Below are 25,295 nucleotides of genomic sequence, written 5' to 3' on the forward strand. Positions count from 1 at the left end.
GAGGGGATATCCATGGCAGAAGGAAGGTCGGGTCAGCGCTCCAACCCGCGCAAGCTCGCGCGCGCCAACGAGGCGAAGCGCCACACCGAGCAGATGGCGTCGCGCTATGGCAGGGAGATCGAGCGGAGCCTTGCCGGCGTGCGCCGCGTCGAGGCGCCGGTGAGGTCGGAGGTCGAGGGCTGCGTGCCCGAGGTGACGGTGATGGCGGCGGACGCCGTGGCCGCCATCCTCGAGACGGGGCGAGGTCGTGCGGAGTTCTGCGACCTCGCCGTACTGGACTTTGCGTCCTTTGTGAACCCGGGCGGCGGGTACATCCGCGGCGCCTGGGCGCAGGAGGAGGCTCTGTGCGCCGAGTCGTTCCTCTACAACGTGCTCGAAAAGCAGGGGGACTGGTACGGCGAGAATCGCCGACGCAACATAAACTGCGAGCTGTACCGCAACCGCGGCCTGGTGGTTCCCAAGGTGCGCTTTACCCGCGAGAAGCTCCACGCGTACGCCGACGTCCTGGTGGTCGCGGCGCCCAACGCCCGTCGCTCCCGCCAGGAGTACCACGTCAAGGACGAGGTGCTCGTGCGCGCCATGCGCGAGCGAATCCGCTTTGCGCTCGACGTGGTGGACGCGCTCGGGCATAAGAAGGTCGTTTTGGGCGCATGGGGCTGCGGCGTGTTCGGCTGGGAGGCCGATGTGGTCGCCGAGTTGTTCCGCGAGGAGCTGGCGGCCGGCGCGCACGGCGTCGAGCAGGTGGTCTTTGCCGTTCCGCGCGACCGCTTCAACGACAACCTCGCTCAGTTCGAGCACGCCTTCGCCGCGTTTCCCGACAAGAATCCCGTGAGCTTTGCGCAGGTCGCCGCCGAGCGGGCCGCCGCGGCTGAGCGCGAGGCCGCTGCCGCCGCGCAAAACGATGAGGATGAGGACGACTGGCGCAAGTACCTGTAACGCGTCTGCGCGGTCGTCGCGGTTCCACGCACCCGCGGCGCGCCGATGGGTGCGCCATGTGATCAAGGAGGCTTATTCATGTCGTATGCAGAGCTTGCTCGCGCACGGTATTCCTGCCGAGCCTATGAGGACCGTCCGGTCGAGGCCGAAAAGCTCGCCGCCATTCTCGAGGCGGGCCGCATCGCCCCGTCCGCGTGCAACAAGCACCCAACGCGGGTGTTGGTGTGCGACACGCCGCGCCTGCGCGAGAAGGCCGCGACGGCGGCTCATCATTTTGCCAAGAAAGGCAGCGTGTTCGGCGCGCCGCTCGTGCTGGTGGTGTGCGATAAGATGGGCGCCGCGTGGCTTCGCTCGTACGACCAGATGAACTCGGGCGATATCGACTCGAGCATCGTGGTCGACCAGATGATGATGCAGGCGGAGGACCTGGGCCTTTCCACCTGCTGGGTATGTCATTTTGACCCGCGCGTCGCCATCGATGAGCTCGGCTTGCCGTCGGATCTGTACCCGGTGCACATGTTGACGGTGGGCTATGCGGCCGATCGCATCGCCGACCCGGAGGCGCGCGAGGCCCGGACGATTCCCATGAGCGAGTTCCGCCTCACGGTGTAGGCGCGTGCCGCTTCCGTGCCGCATGCGCATCGCGCCATGTGCCGTCCTGCTTGCCGCCCTCTCCCAGCTCAACGGGGGAGGGCGGTAGTGTTAGCGGGCAGTGCCGTCGGGGTACAAGGTGGGTGTTGCGCGCAAACGGGCGCGCCGTATCCCCAACCGAAGCACCGGGAGCCAGGACCATGAAGACGACCACCCTCACCTACGAAAGCCGCGATGCCGCCTCCACGGTCCACGCCCTCATGTGGGAGCCCGACGAGGTTGCCTCCGGCGGTGAGGCGCCGCGTGGGTTGGTGCAGATCGTCCATGGGATGTCCGAGCACGTCGAGCGCTACGCCGAATTTGCCGCTTTTTTATGCGAGCAGGGCTTCGCCGTGTGCGCCAACGACCATATCGGTCACGGTAAGACCGCCGCTAGCGCCTCCGACCTGGGCCACATGCCGCTTGAGGCGGGGGAGGACGTGCTCGTCGCCGACGTGCAGGCGTTGCACGAGATCGCCCTCGAGCGCCTGTCCACCCAATGCGACATGCGCGTGAGCGGCATACCCTATGTCATTTTCGGTCACTCCATGGGCAGTTTTATCACGCGCGTGTTCCTCACGCGCCATGCATTCGGCGTCCGCGCGGCCATCCTGTGCGGAACGGGGCATCAGGCGCGCGCGTTGTCGAGCGCGGGCAAGGCCCTCACGAGCGCCCTCGCAAAACGGCATGGCGAGCGTTACGTGAGTGAACTGGTGGACGGTTTGGGTGCGGGCTCATACGCCAAGGCCATCAGGGACGCCAAGACCGATGTCGACTGGCTGGCAACCGATCCGGAGGTCGTTGCCGAGTATCAGCGCGACCCCTTGTGCGGGCAGCCCTTTACGGTCGGCGCCTATCATACGCTTGCGAGTCTTGTGTCCGACGCGACCGATCCGCGTTTGGCCCGCAAGGTGCCGCATGCCTTGCCGCTGCTCTTCATCGCGGGTGATCAGGACCCGGTCGGCGAGTGCGGCGCCGGCGTGCACCGCGCTGCCGAGATGTACCGCAAGGCCGGTGTTGAGCGCGTGAGCGAAAAGCTGTATCCGGGCATGCGTCATGAGATTTTGAACGATCCCGTCAGGGGTGAGGTCCACTGCGACGTCCTCGCTTGGCTGGAGCGTCAGGGCCTGTAGGGCCGACCCCTCGTGGTATCCTGCTGCCAAATCTGCGGATTACGGGAGGATGTGCATGAGGGAGCTTGAGGAGCGCATTGCGCGCGACGGCGTGGTCAAAGCGGGGAACGTGCTCAAGGTCGATGCGTTTTTGAATCACCAGTGCGACGTCGAGCTGTTCGACCATATGGGTGCCGAGTGGGCGCGCCTGTTCTCGGGCGAGGCGATCACCAAGATCTTGACCATCGAGGCGAGCGGCATTGGGATCGCGTGCGTGGCGGCGCGTCATTTTGGCGGCGTGCCGGTTGTGTTTGCCAAAAAGGCGCAGTCCATCAACTTGGACGGCGAGCAGTACGCAACCACCATCTATTCCTACACCAAGCAGAAGGAATACCCGGTCATCGTGGGTGCGCGCTTTTTGAACAAGGGCGACCGTGTGCTCATCATCGACGACTTCCTTGCGAACGGCTGCGCGCTCGAAGGCCTGATCGAGCTGTGCCGTCAGGCCGGGGCCGAGGTCGCGGGCATCGGTATCGCCATCGAGAAGGTGCATCAGGGCGGCGGCGATCGTTTGCGCGAGCGGGGTTTCCGCGTGGAGAGCCTCGCGCGCATCGCCGCGATGGACGACGAGACGGGCGAGATCGCGTTCGCGTAAACAGATGCGCGTACACGGTCGCCTATGCAAGGCTGGAACCGTTTGGCTCGGATCGTTTAACTTGGATCGTTTGACTGGGGCCGTTTAGCTGGGTGGTTTTCTCTGTCTCGAAACATGTCGGCTCAGATCGGATGTGCCAAGACGTCTTTCGATCGAGATGGAGGACGCGCATCCAAAGAGCCCTCTCGAAGGCCTCGTCCTCGTTGAGTGAATGTGCGCTTCGTGCATCATTGCGCGGGGTGCTCGTGCTTATGCGTCTTATGGACTTTATGCGTCTTATGCGTCTTATGGATTTTATGCATCTTATGCAGATGCCAAACGGGGTACGTTTCAAAAAGCTTGGCGATGAGCGAGGAGCGCGATGTGGTTGCCATGTCTGCAATTGCCGAGCGCTTGGGTAAGACGACGGGCTATTTGAGCCCGTATCGGCGCCAGCTCATAGCTCGCCAGGTGATCGAGCAGACGGCGCCCGGATACGTTACGTTCTCCATTCCGTTTATGCGGGAGTTTTTGCAAGAGCGCCGTGGGGCGATTCTGGCGCGGTACGGTGAGTAGCATGGACGTTTCCAATATGGGACATCGCGACTACGCGGTGTGGGCATCTCTGACGGCCGAGGAGCTTGCGCGCGAATGCGAAGTGCAGGTGTTTCGCGCGTCGGGCCCTGGTGGCCAGGGCGTGAACACGACCGATTCGGCGGTTCGCATGCGTCATGTGCCGAGCGGCATCGTGGTGACCGCGCGCGAGAGCCGCAGTCAGTTCCAGAATCGCGCAAGTTGCCTGCGCAAGTTGAAGGCGGAGCTGGAGCGTCGGGCGAGGCCGCCCAAGCAGCGAAAGCCGACCAAGCCGAGTAAGGCCGCCAAGGCGCGTCGTTTGGCGAACAAGCGTCATCGCGCTCAAGTGAAGGCATGCAGGAGGCGCCCTGGAGCGGAGGAGTGAGGGCGACCAAAGGTGAAAACCTGCGGCATTACGCGGTCAGCCTCTCATCGTACGGGGCCTCGGAAAGCTCGAAGATGAGAGGGGCGTTGTCACGAAGGAACTCTTTGAGGTCGGCAAGCTCGTTATCCGTAAAGCCGTCTACGTTCGCCCAGCGGTATGCGGGTATGAGGCACCGTGCCGTGTCGAACCCGCCATCCCGGGGGCGTTCAACGGCGATCCTGATGGTTCCATCGTCTTGGAGATCCGAATATGCAATGCACGTTCCATCGGGAAACTCGGCGTAGTTCCACATACGCTTCGACCTCCGTTTTCCTCTTCGTCTCAATAGGAACATTGTACCCAACGGGCTTTAACGCCAGATAGGCTCTCTCATGGAATTCAAGTTCAGCGACTTTGAGTGTCACGTGCAGGCGACTGATGCCACCTACGATGAGCTGCTCAACAAGGTGATGCGGTAGGGCACATCCCGTGTTGTGTCCGGACGGATTGGCGCCTTCGGATAGTTGGACAATCGCGGGTTTGCGCGAGGCGTTAGGCCCCCGTCCTGTGCGTTAGCGTCCCGCTCCCATCGGCTTGAGGACCGTGAGGGCCGCGGGCACCACCTCGATGACGAGGCGCGTGGCCTCGAGGCGCTCGCCGTCCACCTGGATGGGGTAGCCCGCCTCGGCAAACGTGAAGGAGGCGCTCCGGACCCTCTGCATGTGGATGCGCCTGTTGCCCACGTGCCCGCCATTCTTGGCGGAGAGGAACACCGGCAGCGCGATCGCGCGCGGTGCCGGCCCTTGGGCATAGCAGACGTCGAGCAGCCCATCGGCGGGGTTCGCATCGGGGCAGATGCGAAAGCCCGATCCGTACGTGGGGCCGTTTTGCACGGCGAACGTGATGGTGCGCAGGTGCTCGGCCCGCTTTCCGTCAAAAGACACGAACGAGTCGAAGCAGCGGTAGTCGCGTCCGAACGCCCGCATGCCGCTCGCGGTGTAGAGCGCCGCCCCGGTGAGGCCGGTGATCTTGCGCAGGTCGTGCGTGCCCAGGCCGATGGCGGCATCCAGCCCCATGGAGAACGTCTCGACGGCGTAGGTGGTGCCGCGTCGCACGGGCGTGCCCGCGGCGACGGCATCGGGTCGGGGATCGGCCGCGCCGCTCTCCCAGTCGATGCGCATGAGGTCGATCGGGGTGGGGTGGCAGCTGAACAACGCGGAAAAATCGGTGCCGCGCACGTTGGCGACGTCGGTGAGCCCGAGCGTGCGCGCAAAGTCGTTGCCCGATCCCACGGGCACCACGCCGAGCGTGGGCCGCGAGCCCCTCTCGATGCGCATGAGTCCGTTTGCCACCTCATGCACCACGCCGTCGCCGCCCAGCGCGAGCACGGTGTCGTACGCGCCCGCCGCGGCCGCGAGCTCGATGGCATGGCGCGGGCGCTCGGTGCGAGCGACCTCGAACGTGTCGCGATGGCAGTACAGGGTCAAAAAGCGCTGCAACCGGTCAGCCGCCGCAGCTGCGGCCCCGCTTTGCGCCGCCGGGTTCACGATGATGAGCGCCCGCCCCAGGGCGGAAAGGTTCGGCTGGGCCATTTAGCAGTCCTCCTCGTTCGCGTCGACCATCTTGGCGATTTCGGCGCGCCGTTGCTCGAGCGCGTGCTCCACGCTCAGCTCGGCATCGCCCTTGAGGCTGCGCCGCTTGGGCGTCACGATGCGCTGCGCGGGGTACACCGCCTGGTGACCCGCAACGAGGTAGCTCACGAACGTGACGATGACGAAGTACGCGCTGGCGCTGGCGCCAAACATGTCGATGCCGAGCATGATGGTGGTGACCGGCACGTTGAGGGCCGCGCCGAACACGCCGAGCATGCCGAGGGCCGCCATAAAGCTCGGGTCGCCGAGCATCGTTGCGCCTATCCAGCCGCCGAGTGACGCCCCTATGCCAAAGAGCGGCGTGACTTCGCCACCCTGGAGGCCCGCGCCCACCGTGAGCGCGGTCATCCCCAGCTTTGCCAGCGGGTCCGCCAGGGTGGTCTTGCCGGTAAACGCGGCGGGCACGAGCCATTCGGAAAGGCCGCCGTATGCGTGCAGGCCGCAGCCGAGGAACAGGACGGCCAGCAAGAGTCCGCCCATGGCGGCGGCGACCAGGTAATTCGTGAAGAACCGCGCGTAGAGTCGCTTGACCGTGCGGATGCAGAAGGTGAAGAGCTGGGCCGTGAGGCCGAATGCCACCGCCGCCGCCAGAACGACGGCGAGGGTCAACGGGCTCATGGCGGGCACGGCGGCGATCTGCTCGAAGGCGAACGGACTGCCGAGCGCCCGACTCACGGCATTGCCCACGAAGGACCCGGTGAGGCAGTACAGGGCAGCGCTGTAGTCGAGCTTGCCGATAAAGCACATCTCCATGCCAAAGAACGCCCCGGCGAGCGGCGTGCCGAACGCGGCGCCAAATGCCGCCGAGATGCCCGCCATCATGAGGTCGCGCCGGTCGTGGCCCTCGACGTGGAACAAGCTGGCGACGTTGCTGGCGATGGTGCCTCCCATCTGCACCGCCGCGCCCTCGCGGCCTGCCGAGCCGCCCGCCAGATGGGTGGCGGTCGAGCATGCGAAGGTGAGGAGCGCCATGCGCTTGTGGATGGGCGTGCCGGTGATGGTGCTGTCGATCACGAGGTTGTTGCCGCGCTGCGCCCGCAGGCCGTGGTTGCGGTACAGCCATGCGGTCGCCATGTTGACCGCCGGCAGCAGCAGGAACAGCCATAGGTGGGCTTCGCGTACGCCGGTCGCCAAGCGCAGTGCCGCGAGGAAGGCCCACCCAGCGGCGCCCATGAGCGCGGCGATCACTACGCTCAACGCGAATACGCGAAGGCTCGCGCGGGCGTTGCCCATATCGCGCCGGGCGTCGATGGCGAGCTCCCGGGACTCTCGCCGCAGCCCCTCGCGCGCCGATTCGATCACCTGCTTGGGCATAGGGCCTCCTCATCCAATCGTGAATTCAAATAGATACCAGTATACGCTCCCGGTCGCATGCCCGCCCGCGCATCCCATGGGGCTCGCCTGGGCGCCGTCATTTTCTTGCAGGGTGGGCGTGCCGTGGGGGCGTACACTATTCTCGCATGAGAATATATTCTGCCGACTGTCCTTTGGCTCGCACGCTTCCATGCGGTCGCGTGCATCGACTGCGCCGTCGACCGCGTGGCGAGCGTCTAGAGTTCAGGGCGACAGCGGCAACCACATCGAGAGGGGATGCTCCATGGCTCAGAACAACAATCCCGACGCGCACATGATCTTGGTCGAGGAGGCGCTCGATATCATCATGGGCCATGTGGCCGAGACGCCCGTCGAGGAGGTCGTGTCTTGGCGCGCGGTTGGGCGCCCGTTGGCGCGGGACGTGGCGACCGACATCGATCTCGCCCCGTTTGCCAATAGCGCCATGGACGGGTACGCGGTGCACGCGCGCGATCTTGCGGAGGCCGACGATGGGCATCCCGTGGTCCTCGAGGTCGTTGGGCACGAGGCCGCGGGCCATGTGTTCGAGGGCTCGGTCGGGGAGGGCCAAACGGTGCGCATCATGACCGGCGCCCCTGTGCCGGAGGGCATCGACGCCGTGGTCAAGTACGAGATCGTCGAGGTGCTCGACGGGGATGGGAATGAGGGCTCCCACGTGGCGTTTCGCAAGCCCGCATGCGTGGGCGAGAATATTCGCGAGGCGGGGCTCGAGGCGCGTCGCGGCGATGTGGTCATGCGGGCGGGCGAGGTCGTTACGCCCGCCGGCGCCGGCCTGCTCGCGAACGCCGGGGCGCACACCGTGGCGGTGCATCGGGCGCCGCGCGTGGGCATCATCTCGCTGGGCACGGAGCTCGTGGACGGCTCCGTCGTGCCCGCGCGCGGCCAGATTCGCGACGTGAACGCGCCGGCCCTCATGGCGTCCGCGTGCGACGCGGGCGCCGAGCCGACGCTGTACGGCATCGCGCCCGACGATGAGGACCGAATCTGCGAGCTCGTTCGCCGCGCCGCCCGTGAATGCGACGTCGTGGTGACCTCGGGCGGTGCCTCTGCGGGCGACTACGACTACGTGACGGCCCTCGTGCAGCGCGAGGGCGAGGTCCTGTTCGACCGTATCTCCATGCGCCCCGGCAAGGCCGTCACGTTCGGCATGCTCGACGGCACGCCCTTCTTTGGGCTCTCGGGCAATCCCGCCGGCGCGTTCATTGGGTTCGAGCTGTTCGTGCGCCCGGCGATTCGCAAGATGCTCGGCCATAGCGAGCTCTTCCGCCCCGTGCAGACCGCGCGCGTCACGCACGACGTCAAAAAGCGCCAAGCGCGTCGGTTTTACAACCGTGCCCGCGTGGAGCGCGATGCGCAGACGGGTGAGCTCGAGGTCACCCAGGCGCCTACGCAGAACTCCGCGATGCTCGTCGACCTGCATCGCGGCAACTGCCTGCTCGTGATGCCCGACGGCGAGGGCGGTGCCCAAGCGGGCGACGAGGTGTCCGTGCTTCGCTACGACCTGCCCGAGGGCACCGTCCTGTAACATGCCAAAGAGGGCGCGGGCCGCCGTGGCGCATCGCGCGTCCGGCGATGCGGGGCGCATGGGCGAAGGCGCGCGATACCCGTCCCCGGCATGGCTCCTTGGGCGCGCAGGGCGGCATGCGATGAGTGGTTGTCCCCATGCGCATGTCGCGAGGCTGCCCAACCAACATGAGAGGAACCCGGTATGGATATTTCATTTGCCATCGTCACCTGTTCGGACACGCGCGGCCTTGCCGAGGATGAGGCCGGCGCCGCGCTCACCTCGCTCATCGAGGGGGCCGGCTGGTCGGTCTGCTCGCGCGTCGTCGTGCCGGACGACACGCGCGAGATCTCCCTCGCCATCCGCGCCGCCACCGACGAGCGGGGCGTCGACATCGTGCTCACCTGCGGGGGCACCGGCCTTTCGCCGCGCGATGTGACGCCCGAGGCGACGGCGGCCGTGTGCGAGCGCGACGTGCCGGGCATCGCCGAGGCGATCCGTGCGTACTCGCTCGCCAAGACGAGGCGCGCCATGCTCTCGCGCGCCCGGTGCATGCAGCGCGCGGTGCGCGGCGAGGATGGCCTGCCCATGGGCAAGCTCGCGCTGGTGATCAACTTCCCCGGATCGACCAAGGCGGCGCGCGAATGCTGGGACGCCATTGCCGACCAGCTCGAGCACGCCATGCAGATGTCACGTGGGGGAGGCCATTGACGCGCTGTGGCGTGGGGAGCCATATTATTCTCGTTTGAGTATTATTCTTCTGCAAATATAATAGAGACGACTCGGGCGGGCGTGCCGGAAGGCGCGTCCGTCTCCATATGAACGGGGGGAGCCCACATGAAGACGACTCAGCACGGCGCGTCCGCGGCCGCCTCGACACCCGCGTGTGCGCTGACGCGCCGCTCGGTTATCGCCCTGGGCGTATCGCCGCTCATGGCGGGGGTCCTCGCTGGCTGCGGGGGCGGCGGGGACGCGGTCGCCCCGGGCTCGGGTGCCACCGCCGGCGATTCGGTCGAGCTCCAGATATTCGCCGCCAACTCGCTTGAGAAGGCACTGCCGGAGGTCCAGGCGCTCTATACCGAGCGGACCGGCGTCACGTTTGCGGACACGCAGTTCAAGGCGTCGGGCGACCTCATCGAGCAGATGCGCGCGGGCGCTCCGGCGGATGTGCTCATCACCGCCTCGACCGGCACGATGGACACCGCCACCCAGGCCGAGCTCGTCGACGCGTCGACGAGGTTGGACATGTTCGCCAACGACCTGGTGATCGTGCGCGCTGAGGGATCGAACATCCAGGTGGGCTCCCTGGAGGACGTGGCGAACGTCGACGGCAAGATCGCCATTGGCGACGCCGTCACCGTGCCCGCGGGCAAGTACGCTAACCAGGCGCTGAATTCCGTGGGGCTTTACACGGGCGCCGCCGGTGACGATGGCGAATACGCGCCCGTGCTCGCCGATCGCGTGGCGCTGGCTGACAAGGTGGGCACCGCTGCGGCGTACGTGCGCACGGGGGACGCGGCCATCGGTTTTGTATACAGTTCGGACATCTTCCGCTACGACGGCATCGAGCAGGTGCTCGTATGTCCGGAGAGCTCGCATAAGCCCATCGTGTACCCGGGTGCGGTTTCCGCGTCTTCCCAGGAGAAGGAGGCCGCGGAGGAGTTCCTCGCGTTTTGCATGGATGATCCAGAGGCGCAGAAGATCTGGGCCCGCTACGGCTTTGAGCTGATGGGCTAGGCCATGGCGCGACGGTTGCTGGTCGCCTGCTGGGTCGCGGTGTGCCTCGCGTGCGCGCCGGCTCTCGCATGGGCGAACGGGACGGATACGACGAATGCGACGGGTCCGGCGAGCGGGGTGAGTGCGGCGAGTTCGTCGGATGCGGCGAATGCCCCTTCATCGGGATCCTCGGATGTCCCGGCGACATCCTCCTCCGCTGACGAGGCGACCGTCCCTGTGGGCGGCTCGACGTCACTCGGGTCTACGTACGAGGGTTGGCGATATACGCCCGCTGACGTCGAGATCGTCTTGGGTGACGCCGCGCGCATCGAGGGGGTCTCCTTTGGCGTGGGCGCGTTCGAGCGCGTGGCCAAGGGCACCCAGCGCGCCGGGGAGGGCATGCCGTTGGGATATCGCGTGCCCATCCAGCGCGATGCGAGCCTCGTGGTGGTGGCAACGTCGAAGCGCACGCTCGTGCATGTGGATGCCCGCGCTGCGGGAATGGACGAGGCGCAGTTCGCCGGCAACGTGGACGGCCAGATGGCGCTGTGGTCGCTTGTCCTGGCGTTGGACGAGCAAGCGAGTGCCGGTATGCCGTCGCTCGAGCAGGCGGCGCCGGTTCCCCTCTTTTGGACGGGGGACACCTTCGACGACGGCACGTACCGCTATCGCTTCAATGCCCAAGACGATCAGGGCAATCGCTACGTGACCGTCACGCCCGCCTCGGCGCCCGAGGGCGAGCTGACGCAGGAGGCGGTGGAGGCGTCCGGTCTCGACCTGAGCGCCGTCGTGCAGTGGGTCGACAGCGGGCGCGTCGTCGACGCGGCGCAGGTCGCGAACCCGCCCGCGCCCTCCGCGCTCGACCGCCTGGGGGCGTTTTTCTCCGGCGTCGACTACCGGCCCTTGTGGGTTTCCCTTAAGACAGGGCTGTTCGCGCTCGGCATCTCCGGTGTGCTGGGATTGCTCGCCGCATGGCGCGTGATGGGCACCACGAGCCGGCTCAAGGGCCTGCTCGATTCCGTGTTCACCATCCCCATGGTGCTGCCTCCCACGGTGTGCGGCTTTTTGCTGCTCGTGCTCTTTGGCCAATCGAGCGCGGTGGGTCGTTGGCTCATCGATCACGGCATCGAGATCGTGTTCTCGTGGCCCGCGGCGGTGATCGCCGCCGTTGTGGTGAGCTTTCCGCTCGTGTACCGCACGGCGCTCGGCGCCTTTGAGGCGCTCGATGCGCGCATGCTCGACGCCGCTCGCACGCTGGGGTGGTCCGAGTGGCGGATCTTCCGGTTTATCATGCTGCCGCTCGCTTGGCCCTCCATTGCGGCCGGCGCGGTGCTCGCGTTCGCCCGCGCCATGGGCGAGTTCGGATGCACCCTGTTTTTCGCGGGCAATTACGCGGGCGTGACGCAGACCATCCCCATAGCCATTTACTTTGAGTGGATGGGCGGCAACACGGACGTGGCGCTCTTTTGGGTTGTCGTGGTGATCTTGTTCAGCCTCGCGGTGGTTGTGGGCATCAACGTCTGCACCGCGCGCCAGCAACGGTACCGCAGGGGGTCCGCGTCGGGCACCAGTTCCGTGGCGCATGCGCGCGGCGGCCTGCTTCGCCGTGGCGCTGCGCGCAAGGGGCGCGGGGCCTCCGGGTCCCGCGACGAGATCGATGCGGCGGGGGGCGATGCGATTCGCATCGACCAGGACAAGCTGCGCGCGCTGCTCGTGAGCAGCGACCGGCAAGCGCGGAAGGGGTGAGCGGGCCGTGTCACTCGACGTGGATATTCGCAAGCGCTACGACGATTTCGAACTGGACGTGCAGCTCCAGGCGGGTTCTGAGCGTGTGGCGCTGCTGGGCGCCTCAGGGTGCGGCAAGAGCCTCACGCTGCGTTGCATCGCGGGCGTGGAGACCCCAGATGAGGGGCGCATCGTGGTGGACGGCATCACGTTTTTCGACTCGTGCGCGGGCGTGAACCTCTCCCCGCAGGAGCGCGCCTGCGCCCTGCTCTTCCAGAATTACCAGCTGTTCCTGCATATGACCGCCGAGGAGAACGTGTGCGCCGGCATGCGCGACGTCCAGAGCGGCTGGGGTATGCGCGGCCCGGCGCATGACGCGCGCCGCCGCGCCCGCTCCTTTTTGCAGATCTTCGGCGTGGCCGAGCTTGCGGAGCGCTACCCGGCACAGATGTCGGGCGGCCAGCAGCAGCGCGTGGCGCTCGCCCGCATGCTGGCGGCGGGCCCCCAAATCCTCATGTTCGATGAGCCCTTCTCGGCGTTGGATTCCTATCTCAAAAGCGCTTTGGAGCAGACCCTGCTCGACGTGTTCTCGGTCATCGACCGCAACGTCTTGTATGTGAGCCACGACATCGACGAGGCGTGCCGGCTGTGCGACCGCATTTGCGTGATGCACAACGGTCGCATCGAGGAGAGCGGGACGGCGCATGAGCTCCTGGCGCGTCCGCAGACCCTTGCGGGCATGCGGCTGACGGGCTGCAAGAACACCTCTCGGGCGCGCAGGGTCTCTGCCACCGAGGTCGAGGCGCTGGACTGGGGCATGACGTTCGACGTGGGCAGGGAGGTCCCGAGCGACGTCGCCTATGTGGGTGTGCGCGCTCGGCACATCCATCGCGACCACGAGCGCCGTGTTGGCGAGCGCGGCCGCAACAGCTTCGACGTGCGCGTTGCGCGGGTGAGCGACTCGAGGTTCGAGCGCCTGGTCCTGCTCGATCCGCCCTTGGGGGATGCGCGCAGCAGGATTCAGTGGAAGGTGGATATGGTTGACGTTTCGCGAGACGAGCTTCCCCGTGAGGGCGAGACGCTGCGACTGCATTTCGACGCGAGCAAGATCTTGCTGGTGAGCAGGTAGGATGCCTGTGAGCACAGACAGGTGAGTTCAAGCCAAATGGGCAGGATGAATTCGATTGATTGCCATGCCTGCGAGCAGATGACAATCGGCGGGGAGCTCGGGGCTGCGGGCGGTGCGCTCATCGGGTACTTTTCAAATCACAGCCCCGAGCTGGTCATTTGCTACAAAAGAGCGATTCCTCTATAATCGCTAGCGCCTTGGGATGCACGGGCATTCGAACCCGGCTGCCCGAGCCTTCGGGACGTGGCGCAGTCTGGTAGCGCGCCTGCTTTGGGAGCAGGATGTCGCAGGTTCGAATCCTGTCGTCCCGACCACATAACGCGGGCGTAGTTCATCGGTAGAACCTCAGCCTTCCAAGCTGATGAGGCGGGTTCGACTCCCGTCGCCCGCTCCAGAATATGATAGGAGGCCGGTACCATGCGAGGTAGCGGCCTCTTTTCCTATTAAGAGGCGACGAGAGTCGAACCCGGTTACGGGTGCGGAGCTGAGGACATGCGAAAGCATGTTCCAGCGAAGCACGCAAGGCGCGCGAGCGCCGCAGCGGAATGAGCGTGCGACAGCACGCGGCGACTCCCGTCGCCCGGTCCAGTAAAACCGCAGGTCAGAGCATATATGCCACTGGCCTGTTTTCGCATTTCGTTACTCGGGATACGAAACGGGATACGGATTTCTCCATGATTTCTGAATTAACGTGTCGCATACGGAGCGCGCTTGCAGATCCTCGGCAGCTTCGCTTGGGCCTATCGCGTTCGGCCCTCATTCCATGGTTGCGGCTATCCCGCCTTTGCAGCTATCCCGTGGTTGCGGCTATTCCGCCTTTGCAGCTATCCCGTGGTTGCGGCTATCCCGCTTTTGTAGCCACTCCGTGTCCATGCCTGAGCCAATGGCATCCACGCGACGATGTGCGAAATCAGCCGTTTGAAAACATCTCGTTCGTTTCAAACCATTGATAAAGCACATTACCAAGGCCATTTCTGTGCGTAACCAGCCTTTTGAAATAACGCGGCCGTTTCAAAAGGCGATTTACGCACATTTCGAGGTAGCCGGGTCGCCTGCGGTTGCGCTCGGGGCTTCTGCGCACCGTGCTCGCCGCCTCTTCAGCCCTGCGTGACGCTCTCGACGTGAAGATGAACCGCACACCGTGCACCATGTGCGCCGCCTTTTCAGCTTCATGTCTTGCGTGCACGACCTCTGAGGACCGCCCGCCGTGCACCATGCGCCCCGCTTGTTCAGCGCCCCTGCCGATACACTCCCGAAACGAACGGGAAACCTCAGGCGCTTCTCCATAATCGCTTTATTGGAGCGTAGTACTATAAGCCCGCACCAACGTTCTCATTTCTTTGGAGGCATACCATGACCTATACCGAGAGGGTCATCGCCGAGCTGCACGAGCGCTACGCCGATCAGCCCGAGTTCATCCAGGCGGCGGACGAGGTCCTCACCTCAATCGCGCCTGCGGTCGACAACGAGCCCGCCTATGAGGAGGCCTCGCTGCTCGAGCGCCTGGTCGAGCCCGAGCGCGTCATCTTGTTCCGCGTGCCGTGGGTCGACGATTCCGGCAAATGCCAGGTCAATCGCGGCTACCGCGTTGAGTTCAACTCCGCCATCGGCCCTTACAAGGGCGGCCTGCGCTTCAACCCCACGGTGACTCTGGGCATGCTCAAGTTCCTGGGTTTTGAGCAGATCTTCAAGAACTCCCTTACCACGCTCCCCATGGGCGGCGGCAAGGGCGGCTCCGACTTCGACCCCAAGGGCAAGTCCAACAACGAGATCATGCGTTTTTGCCAGTCCTTCATGACCGAGCTGTATCGCCACATCGGCCCCAACACCGACGTCCCCGCCGGCGACCTGGGCGTGGGCGGCCGCGAGATCGGCTACATGTTCGGCCAGTACAAGCGCCTGCGCAACGAGTGGACCGGCGTGCTCACGGGCAAGGGCCTGTCCTTTGGCGGCTCCCTCGCGCGCACCGAGGCGACCGGCTACGGCCTCGTGTACTTTGTGGACGAGTACCTCAAGTGCCATGGCGAGTCCTTCGAGGGCAAGACCGTGGTCGTGCACGGCTCCGGCAACGTCGCCATCTACGCCATCCAGAAGGTCTCCCAGCTGGGCGGCAAGGTCATCGCCGCTTCCGACACCAAGGGTTGGGTCGAGGACCCGGAGGGCGTCGATTATCAGGTGCTCGAGGACATCTACAACAAGAAGCGCTCCGGCAACGACCGCGGCGTGAGTCTTGCCATGTACGTCGACGCGCGCCCGGGCGCCACGTGGCACGCCGAGGACGGCCGCGGCGTGTGGCAGCTTCCCTGCGATATCGCGTTGCCGTGCGCTCGTGAGAACACGCTGCTGCTCGAGGACGCCGAGGCGCTCGTGGCCAACGGCTGCAAGGTGGTGGGCGAGGGCGCAAACATGCCCACGACCACCGATGCGACCAATTACCTCATCGAGCACGGTGTGGCGTTCATGCCGGGCAAGGCGGCGAACGCGGGCGGCGTGGCGACCTCCGGTCTGGAGATGAGCCAGAACGCCGAGCATCTCTCCTGGACCTTCGAGGAGGTCGACGCCAAGCTCGAGGGCATCATGCGCGGCATCTACCATGCGTGCGACGACGCCGCGACCGAGTACGGCTTTGAGGGCAACTACATGGTGGGCGCCAACATCGCCGGCTTCAAGAAGGTCGCCGACGCCATGATGGCCCAGGGCATCGTGTAGTTCGACGGACGCGCATGCGCGTGGTGGCGCGAGCCCGCGTGTATGGAAACTGGATAGGGAAGGGGTGTGCGCTGCGGCGTGCGCCCCTTTTTGTTATCATGTTCGCCTGTGTGACCAGCTGCGGGCGTGGCGGAATTGGTAGACGCGCTGGATTTAGGTTCCAGTGGGCTTTCCCGTGAAGGTTCGAGTCCTTTCGCCCGCACCACTCACACGAGTACAAGGTACCAAAGGGGCCCCGGCGCCCACGTATAAGCCGGGCATGTTCTAGAGGAGGAACGTTGAACATCACTTCTGAGGTGAAGGACGCCAAGCTCACCGCTACGGTCACCATTCCTGCCGCCGACGTCGACGCGGTTATCAAGAAGGCCTACAAGGAGGCCGCCAAGAAGTACCGCTTCCCGGGCTTCCGTGCCGGCAAGGCTCCGCGTCCCGTGATCGACTCCGCTCTGGGCAAGGAGGCCGTGCTCGCGCAGGCCACCAACGAGCTGATCGGCTCCAACGAGGGCAACGTCCTCAACGAGCTCGACATCGTCCCGGTCAAGGAGGGCGATTACCAGCAGATCGACCTGTGCGCCGACGGTACCGACTACACCTACACCGTCGAGTTCACCCTGCGTCCAGCCCCCGCGCTGTCCTCCTACGACGCTGTTGAGATCGAGATGCCCCCGGCGGAGGTCACCGAGGCCGAGATCGACCAGCAGGTCGACATGCTCATGGGCTACCACGCCACCTTCGAGGACGTCGAGCGCGCCGTCGAGGGCTCCGACTACGTGACCGTCGACATCAAGAACGTCAAGGGCGCCGAGGCGCTCGCTGGCGAGGGCCGCATGATCGCCATGGGTTCCGGTAACCTGCCCAAGGAGTTCGACGAGGGCCTGCTGGGCATGAACGTCGACGAGACCAAGACCATCTCCTGGACCCCCGAGGTCGAGGGTGCCGAGGAGGCCTCCGTCGAGGTCACCGTCAAGGGCGTCAAGGAGCGCAAGCTCCCCGAGCTCACCGACGAGTTCGCAAAGACCAACTTCGGCTTCGACGGCATCGACGCCATGCGCGACGCCGTCAAGCTCGAGATCGAGTCCGACAAGTCCTCCCAGCTGCCCCAGCTCAAGGAGAACCGCGCCGTCTCCAAGCTCGCCGAGCGTCTCGAGCTCGACGAGATGGACGAGGATTACGAGCAGTCCGTGTTCCAGGAGCTCGGCCAGAACTTCCTGCAGAGCCTCTCCGCTCGCGGCATGAGCCTCGACGGCTGGCTGCAGGCCAACCGCATCAGCTCCGATGAGTTCATCTCCGACCTGCACCGTCAGGCCAACGACGTCGCCCGCGAGTCCCTCGCCCTCGACGCCCTCGCCCGCGAGCTCAAGGTCGAGGTCACTGAGGAGGACGTTGACGGCGAGTTCGAGCGCGCCGGCGTCGAGAACGTCGAGGCCTCCAAGGCTCAGTTCCTCGCCGATGGCCGCATGCCTGCCATTCGCGATTCCATCCGTCGCTCCAAGGCTGTCGACTGGCTGGTCGAGAACGCCAAGGTCACCGAGGTGGACGAGGCCGCCCGCGCTGCCGAGGCCAAGGCTGAGTAGCAGACCCTTATAACGCCGGCCGCACCTTGGGCCCTCTTCGAACGAGGTGCGCGCAAAATGGCGTATCATAAACGGCTGGTACGGCTGATGTGCGTACGGTGCTCCATCGCGTTTGACGGGATTGGGCACCGTACGTTTCTATCGGGGCGCGTCAACGCCCTCGGCTGGAGCCATTTCGTGTAACACCCGCGTCGCACGTTCGGCGCATCATGTGAAAGGAGCCATATGATCAACCGCATCGACTCCGCGCTCGTGCCTTACGTCATCGAGCAGACCCCGCGCGGCGAGCGCAGTTACGACATTTACTCGCGCCTGCTCAACGACCGCATCGTCTTTTTGGGCGAGGAGGTAAACTCCGTCACTGCCAACCTCGTGATCGCGCAGCTGCTGCACCTTGAGAGCCAGGACGCCGAGAAGGACATCTCGCTCTACATCAACTCGCCCGGCGGCGAGGTCTATTCCGGCCTGGCGATTCTGGACACCATGAACTACATCAAGCCCGACGTGTCCACCATCTGCGTGGGCATGGCCGCCTCCATGGCCGCCGTGCTTTTGGCCGGTGGTGCCAAGGGCAAGCGCTTCAGCCTCCCGCACTCCAAGATCATGATCCACCAGCCGAGCGGCGGCGCCCAGGGTCAGCAGACCGAGATCGAGATCGCCGCGCGTGAGATCCGCGAGACGCGCACGACGCTCAACCAGATTTTGGCGGATGCCACGGGCAAGCCGTTCGATCAGGTCGAGCGCGACACCGAGCGCGACAACTACCTGCGCGCCGAGCAGGCGCTCGAGTACGGCCTGATCGACCGCATCGTCAGCTCCCGCAGCGATTCCGGGAGTGAGCGCTAATGGCGGGGGAGGACTTTGGCCACACGCCCGGTGCGGACGGCGAGGGTCCGGTCCGCTGCTCGTTCTGCGGTAAGACGCAGGATCAGGTTCGCAAGCTCGTGCGGGGTCATGACGGCATGTTCATCTGCGATGAGTGCGTCGAGGCGTGCAACGAGATCTTGGAGCAGTCATTTGCCCAGGACGAGATGATGCGCGCGTTCGGCGCCGCATATGCCGCCCAGCACGAGGGCGCCGATGAGCAGCCCGCCGAGGTCGAGGACGCGCCCGCGCCCACCATGCGCGAGACGGCCGCCAAGCTCATCACGCGCGTGCCCACGCCTCACGAGATCTACGATGCCCTGTCCCTGTACGTGATGGGCCAGGAGGACGCCAAGCGCGCCATGTCCGTGGCCGTCTACAACCATTACCGCCGCGTGCTCGAGGGCGATGACGCCGATAAGGCCCACGGCGCCCATGCCGCCTCCTTTGAGGAGGACGTGGAGCTTGCCAAGAGCAACATCCTTTTGCTCGGTCCCACGGGTACCGGTAAGACCCTGCTTGCCCAGACGCTTGCTCGCGTGCTCGAGGTCCCGTTCGCCATCGCCGATGCCACCGCGCTCACCGAGGCGGGCTACGTGGGCGAGGACGTCGAGAACATCCTGCTCAAGCTCATCAATGCCGCCGACGGCGACATCGACCGCGCGCAGATCGGCATCATCTACGTGGACGAGATCGACAAGATCGCGCGCAAGGCCGAGAACCTCTCCATCACGCGCGACGTTTCCGGCGAGGGCGTGCAGCAGGCCCTGCTCAAGATTCTCGAGGGCACGGTCGCGAGCGTGCCGCCCACCGGCGGACGCAAGCACCCGCAGCAGGAGCTCTTACAGATCGACACCACGAACATCCTGTTCATCTGCGGTGGCGCCTTTGTTGGGCTCGACAAGATCATCTCCGACCGCGTGGGCAACCAGGGCGTCGGGTTCAACTCCGAGATCGCCGGCCCCACCTCCAAGGACGAGAACATCCTGCTCAAGCAGGTGCTGCCCGAGGATCTCAACAACTTTGGCATGATCCCCGAGTTCATCGGCCGTACGCCGGTCATCACGCAGACCCAGGCGCTCACCGAGGACGACTTGGTGATGATCCTCACCGAGCCGCGCAACGCCGTGGTCAAGCAGTACCGCCGCATGTTCGCCATGGAGAACGTCGAGCTCGTGTTTGAGGACGAGGCCCTGCACGAGATCGCCAAGAAGGCCCTCGCCCGCAAGACGGGCGCGCGCGGTCTGCGCTCCATCTGCGAGGAGGTGCTCCAGCAGACGATGTTCGATCTGCCCAGCGAGGAGGGTGTGTCGAAGGTGGTCGTGACGGCCGCAGCCGCGCGAGGCGAGGAGCAGCCTCGCCGCGAGTATGCAATCAACCCCGTGGATCTAGACTAACGTAATGTGCTATGTGCCGCTGGGCGCCTATGGATGCCCGGCGGCATGCTGAAAGTGGTTGTGTTCATGAGTGCCCCCAAGTACCTGCAGATCGAGAATCAGCTGAGGGCTGAGATCGAACATGGTGACTTTGAACCTGGAGAACGGTTTTACAGCAATAGCGATCTGATCGAGCGCTTCGGAGCCAGTTCCATCACGGTCATCCGTGCGCTCAACGATCTTGCGGCGGAGGGGTTCTTGGTTCGGCACCAGGGTAAGGGCACGTTCGTGAGCCGGTCCCGCCGCCGCCGACCCGTGCTCATCAGCGAGGTCGAGAAATTCGATGGGGAGGGGACTCGTGAGAAAACCGAGGTTTTGGGCCTGGAGTTTTTCGAGGACGTCCGCCGTGAACCCGTTATCGTCGACCGTCTGCAGCTCGCCGGGGACGCGGGCTACGGTCTGGTGACCCGTTTGCGTTCCTGGGAGGGCGTCTCCTATCAGCTGCAGCTTTCGTACATCCCGGCGCGTTTTCTCAAGCGCGATGTCGACCCGTCATACTATGAGTCCGTGTACTACCGTTTTGCCGAAGATCTCGGCCTGCATCTATCGCGTGAGGCATCTGAGGAACGGGTTCGAGGGTTGCTCGATCCACCGGTCTTCGTCAGCGAGCGCCTGGGCCTTCCATCCGGGGTTCCCTGTATACAGCGCGAGCGCACCACCAGTCTGATGGACGGTTCGGTTGCCGAGTATATAGTTATGTATAAGCGCTTGGATTATTTCGAGCTCAAGATAGAGGAACAGGCTCGCTAACGCTTTGCTCGCTATTGAACAAAGAGATGACGCGGGGCCGATGTGGATGTCTTCCGTATCGGCCCCGCGGTGTTTCACGTCAGTCGCGCGTTCTAATCCAATGGATGCTCGAGCACATTTTTGAGCGCCGCGCCGGCGACGAGTCGACCGTTCTTCACAAATCCTTCCTCACGCGGTTTGAGTTCGCGGATGAGTATGTTGCGAAGATGGTTGATTCGCTCCTGGTACGAGGTATCGTCGATGGCGTCATGTGATTCGAACGGATCGTGTGCAAGGTCGAAGTATCGTTCGACGCCGGTTTGCGAGAACCATATGTACTTATCGGAGTCGGTCACGATGTAATGGTGGGACTGTTCTTCCGTGAACGCATGCTCCCCGTGCACGTAGGGACGCTCGAACGGCTTTCCGTCGACACATCCTGCAAAAGATAGACCATCGATGCCTCTTGGTGTCGGTACGCCTGCAAGATCGAGCAACGTGGGCATCACGTCCATGAGCTCCACCGTTGAAGAGCACCTATGCGCGCTCGTTGCGCGGACGTGTTTGCCAACGCGCAGGATCAAGGGGATGTGCGCTGCGCCCTCGTAAGGCAGCAGCTTGCGGAAACTCGCATGGTCGAACAGCATCTCGCCGTGGTCGGAGAGGAAGATCACGACCGTGTCCTCGAGCGAGCCGTCGCGTTTGAGCGCGTTGATGAGGCGGCCGACTTGATTGTCCACATGGGCGATGGCGGCGTAGTATCCGGCCATGGCCTGGTGACGCAACTCGGGGTCGATGCATCCATGTATGCCGGCAACGAGACGCCCGTCGCGTTCGAGCAGCTCGGTGTCATCCCAGTCCCCTTGGGCGGGCTCTCGCAGGTCTTTATCGGCATACATGTCGTAGTAGGAGTGCGGGGCATCGAAGGGTGGATGGGGACGGACGTAGCTCGCCATGGCGAAGAACGGGCGCGTCCTGTCCCGTGTCTCCAAAAATCGCAGGGTCTCATCGGTCACCCAGTTGGTGGGGTGAAGCCGCTCTTCGAACATCCAGGGATGATAGGTCCACGAGTTGCAGTCGGGGCCGCAGCTGTCCAGATAGGCGCGCTCGCCGAGGTTGTCGCGAAGGAAATGCAGGTAGTCGTCGTGGACATCTTGATGCATCCAATGGGGGATATCGTTTCGCTGATAGCAGCCCAGATATCCATCGTGCAGGCGCAGGGTTTCGAACCCGCATGCCAGGCGCGGCGGATGCACGTGAAGCTTGCCCAGGCAGGCGGTCTGGTAGCCGGCATCGCGGAAGACTTGGGGCATCATGTTGTCGAAGTCCCACGTGACGCCGTCCTCATACCCCACGCGTCCGTGATGGGCGGGCGTCTGCCCGGTAAACAGCGAGACGCGGGCGGGAATGCAGGTCGGGCATGCGCTGTAGGCATGGTCGAATAGGGTGCCCTGGCAGGCGAGCGTATCGAGGTTGGGCGTCTTAACGTCCGGATGCCCGGCAATGCCCAGGCAGTCGCCGCGCATCTGGTCGCACATGATCAGCATGACGTTTGGCCGCGAGGGGGTTTGCGGCATATCAAGGCGTGCCATGTTGCTCCTTTGGCTCGAGCTTTTGAGAAACGGGTGCCCCGGCGTGCGGTTGCACGGCCGGGGCGGGGAGATGGAAAAAAGAGTGGTTATCCCTTTGCGATGATGCCGAGGGCGGAGAGCGCCACGGCGCAGATGAGCGTGATGAAGATCATCTTGGTCGACGTCATGCCCTTCTTGCCCAGGCCCCAGTAGATAAGGGCCACGATGCCTGCGGGCAGCAGACCGGGAAGCACCGTGTTGAGCGTGTTCTGCAGGTTGATCGACGCACCCGCGATAGAGGGGTTGACGGTGAAGATCACGTTGATGTTGGAGGCGATAAGCGAGCCGACCATGTAGATGCCCAGGACGCTGGCCGAGGCGGTGATAGCCGAGAGCTTGTCCTTCATTGTGGTCACCAGCGACGCGCCGGTCTGGTAGGCGAAGCTCGTTTCCCAATAGCGCAGGATGCCGGTGAGGATGCACTCGACGGACCACAGGATGATGCCCAGCGGGTTGCCCGCCACGGCGAGCGATGCCGCCAGGGCACCGAGGATGGTGGGGAGCAGCGATCCGAAGATGGCGTCGCCCACGCTCGCCATGGGACCCATCAGGCTCGTTTTGATGCCGGCAACGGCGGGTTCGCTATCGGTCCCGCCTTCCTCCTGCAGGGCCACATCCAGGCCGATGATGATGTTGTTGAGGAAGTTCGAGGTGTTGAAGAACTGGTTCTCGGTGCGCATCATACGCTTGAGCTCGGGCGTGTTGTCGCCGTACATGCGGCGCATGAGCGGCAGCATTGTGAACAGGTACCCCGAGCCCTGCATGCGCTCGTAGTTCCAGCCAAGCTGGAAGCCGAACACGCTGCGACGGCTGATCTGACGAAGGTCCTTTTTGGTAACGGTGTAGCGCTTCTCGGGCGCGACCTCGGTGGCGGGAGAGGCCATGGTTGCGGAATTAGAGCTCATCTTCATCATCCTCACTGGCGAATGGATCGGGACTTGCGGCTTTGACGGCGTTCGTCTTGTAGTGGCTCACGGCCACGAAAACACCTACGAGGGCGATGCCGAGCATGGGCAGGCCGATGAAGTTGCCCGTGAAGCCGTCGACGGAGGTGGCGACGGCGCCGCCGATGGCCTTGACGTTGTTGAACAGATAGTTGAACAGGATGGTCACCACGAAGCCGAGGATGAGGTAGTGCCAGTTCTCCCTGACGGGAAGATAGCGCAGGAGGATGGCGAAGCCGACGGCGGGCAGGACCGCGCCCGCAACGGTCAGGCCGGTGCCGAGCCATGCCAAGGGTCCGTTGAGAAGGGCCATGAGCTGGTTGACCACGCCCTGACCGAAGCCCAGCGCGAGTCCGACGGGAAGCGCGCGGGAAAGGGCCCAGGGGACGATTCCATACAGATAGTTGCGTTCGATACCCTTGTAATCGTCATTCTCGATCATGGCGTCGATGCGATGCTGGAAGAAGGTGTTGCAGAAACGCCCCAGTACATCCACGGTGGTGAGGATGGCCGCAACGGGAACGGCGATCGCGGCGAGCGCCTGCGTGGGCTCCATATCCAGTGCGACGGAGAATGCGGTCGCGATGACGGCGCCGCTGTTTGCATCGATGTGGCTTGAGCCGCCGAAGGTCCCGATGCCCAGAACCGTGAGCTGCATGCTGCCACCGATGAAAAGTCCGGTAACCGGGTCTCCCATGATGATGCCGGCCATCATGCCCACGAATACGGGCTGGTTTGCCGTCTGCCACCAATTCTGGCCGCATACCACGGTGAATGCGGCCAAGAGGGACAGCAGGATGATTTGCGCGATTCCAATCATGCGTCTTCCTTTCTGTGCACTGCCGTCTAACACTGTATAAATATATATACAGTTGGAAGAGCGGAGGGCATTCTCAGGTGAACGGTAGGATTTGGTCCGCGGGCGGCCCGGGAAGATGTTCTGAACGAAGCGGCATATACCTTGTGTTGGGGCGTTCCGTGCGGTGCGCCGTGTGATACCCTAAATTAATGCGAATTCTTATCTCTATATCCTGTGGAGGTATATATGGCAGTCTGGACTAGCGCGATGCAGTAGCGCGCCTTCGACGCGTGCGGATCCGCTCAACCTGTGTTTGCCGTTGCCCGGGCGCCTCGAGTGTCCGGGCTTTTCCATGGCGAGCGGGGGTTTGCCTCCCTGCCTGCTATTTAACTTCACTAGATGTTAGGGGTTGCATCCTAGGAATTTATGACTGATTCGCGAAGCGTAGTAATTGCCTCCCTGTCCTCCGACGCGATAATCTCAAGATACGTTTCGCAGGTAATCGAGCGCACCGTGGAATGATTGAACGCTTTGACGTCCCTCGTGAGAATGAAATCGACGTCGTTCAATTCCGCTGCGGCGCGAATCATGCCGTCCTCAAAATCCGGTTCATTGGAATCTGCAGATATGATGCACTCTTCAGGGCCGAAGGGGAGAACAACGAGAAGGTCGAGCAGCAACTTGATTGCCTTTCGCGCCCAAGGTTCCCCATATTGTTTTCGTAGCACGTAGTAGGCGTCGTTGAGAGACGAGGGCGAAACGATGCCCATATCTCCGCCACCATTGCAGTATTCGAGCGCCCGACATGCGGCTTCCGAGTGCGCGCGGGTGGAATCCACGGCGTCAATGAGGGTGTTCGTATCGAAAAGGACACGGTGTCCCATACCTCTCATGCTCATCACAGCGCCTCATAGTCTTTCATTCGCTCAGAAGCGAGATAATCCTTAAGCTCATCGCTGCTCATCTCGGGAATCCCCGTCACTCCACTGATGGCCACGAGTTCATTACGCAGCTGCAAAAAGCGTTCAAATGCAGGTGGTTGCTCTGTTTGCGCCTTTTCAAGGAACCCTGTTGCATCTCCCGTGGCGGCAATGTACTCCCACAGCCTGTTGATGACGTCCCCGACGGTGAGGCCCGCTGCGTGGATGTAGGCGCCGGCGCGCTCCTTCACCGCCTCATCGACGCGACCCGAAACGATTGCGGTTGCCATGATGTACTCCAATCGCTACACTGTAAACGCGTATACAAATAGTATACCACTGATTCTTAGGAGGTGGTAGG

General features: G+C 64.0%; 23 protein-coding genes, 3 tRNA genes and 1 pseudogene. 19 read left to right on the forward strand and 8 right to left on the reverse strand.

From position 1 onward, the window contains the following. Window positions 1–12: 12 nt before the first annotated feature. The 6 genes and pseudogenes from LK434_RS01885 to LK434_RS01910 form a co-directional block, all read left to right on the forward strand. Entirely contained in the window at window positions 13–936 is a 924-nt protein-coding gene (locus LK434_RS01885) for a TIGR02452 family protein (protein WP_006721570.1), read from the forward strand. A gap of 78 nt (window positions 937–1,014) precedes the next feature. Then, on the forward strand, window positions 1,015–1,548 hold the full coding sequence (locus LK434_RS01890; protein WP_006721569.1) for a nitroreductase family protein: 534 nt from the start codon (window positions 1,015–1,017) through the stop codon (window positions 1,546–1,548). 179 nt (window positions 1,549–1,727) lie between these two features. Beyond that, window positions 1,728–2,699 carry an alpha/beta fold hydrolase gene (locus tag LK434_RS01895; RefSeq protein WP_006721568.1) on the forward strand — a complete coding sequence of 324 codons (972 nt, stop codon included), beginning with the start codon at window positions 1,728–1,730 and terminating at the stop codon, window positions 2,697–2,699. A 55-nt stretch (window positions 2,700–2,754) separates the two neighbouring features. After that, on the forward strand, window positions 2,755–3,333 hold the full coding sequence (locus LK434_RS01900; RefSeq protein WP_040361354.1) for a xanthine phosphoribosyltransferase: 579 nt from the start codon (window positions 2,755–2,757) through the stop codon (window positions 3,331–3,333). 363 nt (window positions 3,334–3,696) lie between these two features. After that, window positions 3,697–3,888 carry a hypothetical protein gene (locus tag LK434_RS01905; protein WP_148334624.1) on the forward strand — a complete coding sequence of 64 codons (192 nt, stop codon included), beginning with the start codon at window positions 3,697–3,699 and terminating at the stop codon, window positions 3,886–3,888. A gap of 73 nt (window positions 3,889–3,961) precedes the next feature. After that, window positions 3,962–4,270: pseudogene (locus tag LK434_RS01910) on the forward strand (peptide chain release factor-like protein); the annotation flags it as partial. 28 nt (window positions 4,271–4,298) lie between these two features. On the opposite strand, the gene LK434_RS01915 reads toward LK434_RS01910, so the two are convergent. The 3 genes from LK434_RS01915 to LK434_RS01925 all read right to left on the reverse strand — a co-directional run bounded on the left by LK434_RS01915 (window position 4,299) and on the right by LK434_RS01925 (window position 7,215). After that, window positions 4,299–4,562 (reverse strand): hypothetical protein, encoded by a 264-nt coding sequence (locus tag LK434_RS01915; RefSeq protein WP_006721562.1) that lies wholly within the window; start codon window positions 4,560–4,562, stop codon window positions 4,299–4,301. Between the two features lie 259 nt (window positions 4,563–4,821). Then, window positions 4,822–5,841, reverse strand: a complete 1,020-nt coding sequence (locus tag LK434_RS01920) for a diacylglycerol/lipid kinase family protein (RefSeq protein WP_006721561.1) — start codon at window positions 5,839–5,841, stop codon at window positions 4,822–4,824. Continuing rightward, entirely contained in the window at window positions 5,842–7,215 is a 1,374-nt protein-coding gene (locus LK434_RS01925) for a chloride channel protein (RefSeq protein ID WP_006721560.1), read from the reverse strand. A 283-nt stretch (window positions 7,216–7,498) separates the two neighbouring features. Between LK434_RS01925 and LK434_RS01930 the strand changes: the two genes are divergently transcribed. The 13 genes from LK434_RS01930 (at window position 7,499) to LK434_RS01990 (ending at window position 20,661) form a co-directional block, all read left to right on the forward strand. Beyond that, window positions 7,499–8,779 carry a molybdopterin molybdotransferase MoeA gene (locus tag LK434_RS01930; RefSeq protein WP_227917798.1) on the forward strand — a complete coding sequence of 427 codons (1,281 nt, stop codon included), beginning with the start codon at window positions 7,499–7,501 and terminating at the stop codon, window positions 8,777–8,779. Window positions 8,780–8,962: 183 nt separating this feature from the next. Continuing rightward, window positions 8,963–9,469 carry a MogA/MoaB family molybdenum cofactor biosynthesis protein gene (locus tag LK434_RS01935; RefSeq protein ID WP_006721556.1) on the forward strand — a complete coding sequence of 169 codons (507 nt, stop codon included), beginning with the start codon at window positions 8,963–8,965 and terminating at the stop codon, window positions 9,467–9,469. Between the two features lie 126 nt (window positions 9,470–9,595). Then, window positions 9,596–10,495, forward strand: a complete 900-nt coding sequence (gene modA, locus LK434_RS01940) for a molybdate ABC transporter substrate-binding protein (RefSeq protein WP_006721554.1) — start codon at window positions 9,596–9,598, stop codon at window positions 10,493–10,495. Between the two features lie 3 nt (window positions 10,496–10,498). Beyond that, window positions 10,499–12,220 (forward strand): molybdate ABC transporter permease subunit, encoded by a 1,722-nt coding sequence (gene modB / locus LK434_RS01945; protein ID WP_006721553.1) that lies wholly within the window; start codon window positions 10,499–10,501, stop codon window positions 12,218–12,220. 7 nt (window positions 12,221–12,227) lie between these two features. Next, a complete protein-coding gene (locus LK434_RS01950; RefSeq protein ID WP_006721552.1) occupies window positions 12,228–13,328 on the forward strand; it encodes a sulfate/molybdate ABC transporter ATP-binding protein in 1,101 nt (366 codons plus the stop codon). 237 nt (window positions 13,329–13,565) lie between these two features. Further along, window positions 13,566–13,642 (forward strand) — tRNA-Pro (locus tag LK434_RS01955). A 6-nt stretch (window positions 13,643–13,648) separates the two neighbouring features. After that, window positions 13,649–13,722, forward strand: a tRNA-Gly gene (locus tag LK434_RS01960). A gap of 959 nt (window positions 13,723–14,681) precedes the next feature. After that, entirely contained in the window at window positions 14,682–16,037 is a 1,356-nt protein-coding gene (gdhA, locus tag LK434_RS01965; protein WP_006721548.1) for an NADP-specific glutamate dehydrogenase, read from the forward strand. A gap of 120 nt (window positions 16,038–16,157) precedes the next feature. Further along, a tRNA-Leu gene (locus LK434_RS01970) sits at window positions 16,158–16,242 on the forward strand. Window positions 16,243–16,315: 73 nt separating this feature from the next. Then, window positions 16,316–17,611 carry a trigger factor gene (gene tig / locus LK434_RS01975; RefSeq protein ID WP_006721547.1) on the forward strand — a complete coding sequence of 432 codons (1,296 nt, stop codon included), beginning with the start codon at window positions 16,316–16,318 and terminating at the stop codon, window positions 17,609–17,611. A gap of 225 nt (window positions 17,612–17,836) precedes the next feature. Further along, entirely contained in the window at window positions 17,837–18,457 is a 621-nt protein-coding gene (locus tag LK434_RS01980; RefSeq protein ID WP_006721545.1) for an ATP-dependent Clp protease proteolytic subunit, read from the forward strand. Further along, on the forward strand, window positions 18,457–19,872 hold the full coding sequence (gene clpX, locus LK434_RS01985) for an ATP-dependent Clp protease ATP-binding subunit ClpX (RefSeq protein ID WP_006721544.1): 1,416 nt from the start codon (window positions 18,457–18,459) through the stop codon (window positions 19,870–19,872). Before LK434_RS01980 ends, clpX begins: the two co-directional genes overlap by 1 nt. Before the next feature lie 45 nt (window positions 19,873–19,917). Then, entirely contained in the window at window positions 19,918–20,661 is a 744-nt protein-coding gene (locus LK434_RS01990; RefSeq protein WP_050754989.1) for a GntR family transcriptional regulator, read from the forward strand. A 92-nt stretch (window positions 20,662–20,753) separates the two neighbouring features. On the opposite strand, the gene LK434_RS01995 is transcribed toward LK434_RS01990, so the two are convergent. From LK434_RS01995 to LK434_RS02015, 5 genes are all read right to left on the reverse strand, one after another. Then, a complete protein-coding gene (locus LK434_RS01995; protein WP_083784232.1) occupies window positions 20,754–22,232 on the reverse strand; it encodes an arylsulfatase in 1,479 nt (492 codons plus the stop codon). An 86-nt stretch (window positions 22,233–22,318) separates the two neighbouring features. Next, window positions 22,319–23,176 carry a PTS system mannose/fructose/sorbose family transporter subunit IID gene (locus LK434_RS02000; RefSeq protein WP_227917799.1) on the reverse strand — a complete coding sequence of 286 codons (858 nt, stop codon included), beginning with the start codon at window positions 23,174–23,176 and terminating at the stop codon, window positions 22,319–22,321. Next, window positions 23,166–24,035 carry a PTS mannose/fructose/sorbose/N-acetylgalactosamine transporter subunit IIC gene (locus LK434_RS02005; protein ID WP_006721540.1) on the reverse strand — a complete coding sequence of 290 codons (870 nt, stop codon included), beginning with the start codon at window positions 24,033–24,035 and terminating at the stop codon, window positions 23,166–23,168. Before LK434_RS02005 ends, LK434_RS02000 begins: the two co-directional genes overlap by 11 nt. A gap of 395 nt (window positions 24,036–24,430) precedes the next feature. After that, window positions 24,431–24,913, reverse strand: coding sequence for a PIN domain-containing protein (locus LK434_RS02010; RefSeq protein ID WP_006721539.1), 483 nt, complete (start codon window positions 24,911–24,913; stop codon window positions 24,431–24,433). Beyond that, window positions 24,913–25,224, reverse strand: coding sequence for a type II toxin-antitoxin system RelB/DinJ family antitoxin (locus LK434_RS02015; protein ID WP_040361350.1), 312 nt, complete (start codon window positions 25,222–25,224; stop codon window positions 24,913–24,915). Before LK434_RS02015 ends, LK434_RS02010 begins: the two co-directional genes overlap by 1 nt. Between the last annotated feature and the right edge of the window lie 71 nt (window positions 25,225–25,295).

This window comes from Collinsella stercoris DSM 13279 (genome assembly GCF_020735465.1).
GTDB lineage: Bacteria > Actinomycetota > Coriobacteriia > Coriobacteriales > Coriobacteriaceae > Collinsella > Collinsella stercoris.

Coding starts and splice junctions, on each gene's coding strand:
- LK434_RS01920 (WP_006721561.1), bottom strand. CDS start 5,841: ATGGCCCAGCCGAACCTTTCCGCCCTGGGGCGGGCGCTCATCATCGTG.
- LK434_RS02005 (WP_006721540.1), bottom strand. CDS start 24,035: ATGATTGGAATCGCGCAAATCATCCTGCTGTCCCTCTTGGCCGCATTC.
- LK434_RS02015 (WP_040361350.1), bottom strand. CDS start 25,224: ATGGCAACCGCAATCGTTTCGGGTCGCGTCGATGAGGCGGTGAAGGAG.
- clpX (WP_006721544.1), top strand. CDS start 18,457: ATGGCGGGGGAGGACTTTGGCCACACGCCCGGTGCGGACGGCGAGGGT.
- LK434_RS01995 (WP_083784232.1), bottom strand. CDS start 22,232: ATGGCACGCCTTGATATGCCGCAAACCCCCTCGCGGCCAAACGTCATG.
- gdhA (WP_006721548.1), top strand. CDS start 14,682: ATGACCTATACCGAGAGGGTCATCGCCGAGCTGCACGAGCGCTACGCC.
- LK434_RS01915 (WP_006721562.1), bottom strand. CDS start 4,562: ATGTGGAACTACGCCGAGTTTCCCGATGGAACGTGCATTGCATATTCG.
- LK434_RS01885 (WP_006721570.1), top strand. CDS start 13: ATGGCAGAAGGAAGGTCGGGTCAGCGCTCCAACCCGCGCAAGCTCGCG.
- LK434_RS01925 (WP_006721560.1), bottom strand. CDS start 7,215: ATGCCCAAGCAGGTGATCGAATCGGCGCGCGAGGGGCTGCGGCGAGAG.
- modA (WP_006721554.1), top strand. CDS start 9,596: ATGAAGACGACTCAGCACGGCGCGTCCGCGGCCGCCTCGACACCCGCG.
- LK434_RS01895 (WP_006721568.1), top strand. CDS start 1,728: ATGAAGACGACCACCCTCACCTACGAAAGCCGCGATGCCGCCTCCACG.
- LK434_RS02000 (WP_227917799.1), bottom strand. CDS start 23,176: ATGAGCTCTAATTCCGCAACCATGGCCTCTCCCGCCACCGAGGTCGCG.
- LK434_RS01935 (WP_006721556.1), top strand. CDS start 8,963: ATGGATATTTCATTTGCCATCGTCACCTGTTCGGACACGCGCGGCCTT.
- modB (WP_006721553.1), top strand. CDS start 10,499: ATGGCGCGACGGTTGCTGGTCGCCTGCTGGGTCGCGGTGTGCCTCGCG.
- LK434_RS01990 (WP_050754989.1), top strand. CDS start 19,918: ATGCTGAAAGTGGTTGTGTTCATGAGTGCCCCCAAGTACCTGCAGATC.
- LK434_RS02010 (WP_006721539.1), bottom strand. CDS start 24,913: ATGAGCATGAGAGGTATGGGACACCGTGTCCTTTTCGATACGAACACC.
- LK434_RS01980 (WP_006721545.1), top strand. CDS start 17,837: ATGATCAACCGCATCGACTCCGCGCTCGTGCCTTACGTCATCGAGCAG.
- LK434_RS01900 (WP_040361354.1), top strand. CDS start 2,755: ATGAGGGAGCTTGAGGAGCGCATTGCGCGCGACGGCGTGGTCAAAGCG.
- LK434_RS01930 (WP_227917798.1), top strand. CDS start 7,499: ATGGCTCAGAACAACAATCCCGACGCGCACATGATCTTGGTCGAGGAG.
- LK434_RS01890 (WP_006721569.1), top strand. CDS start 1,015: ATGTCGTATGCAGAGCTTGCTCGCGCACGGTATTCCTGCCGAGCCTAT.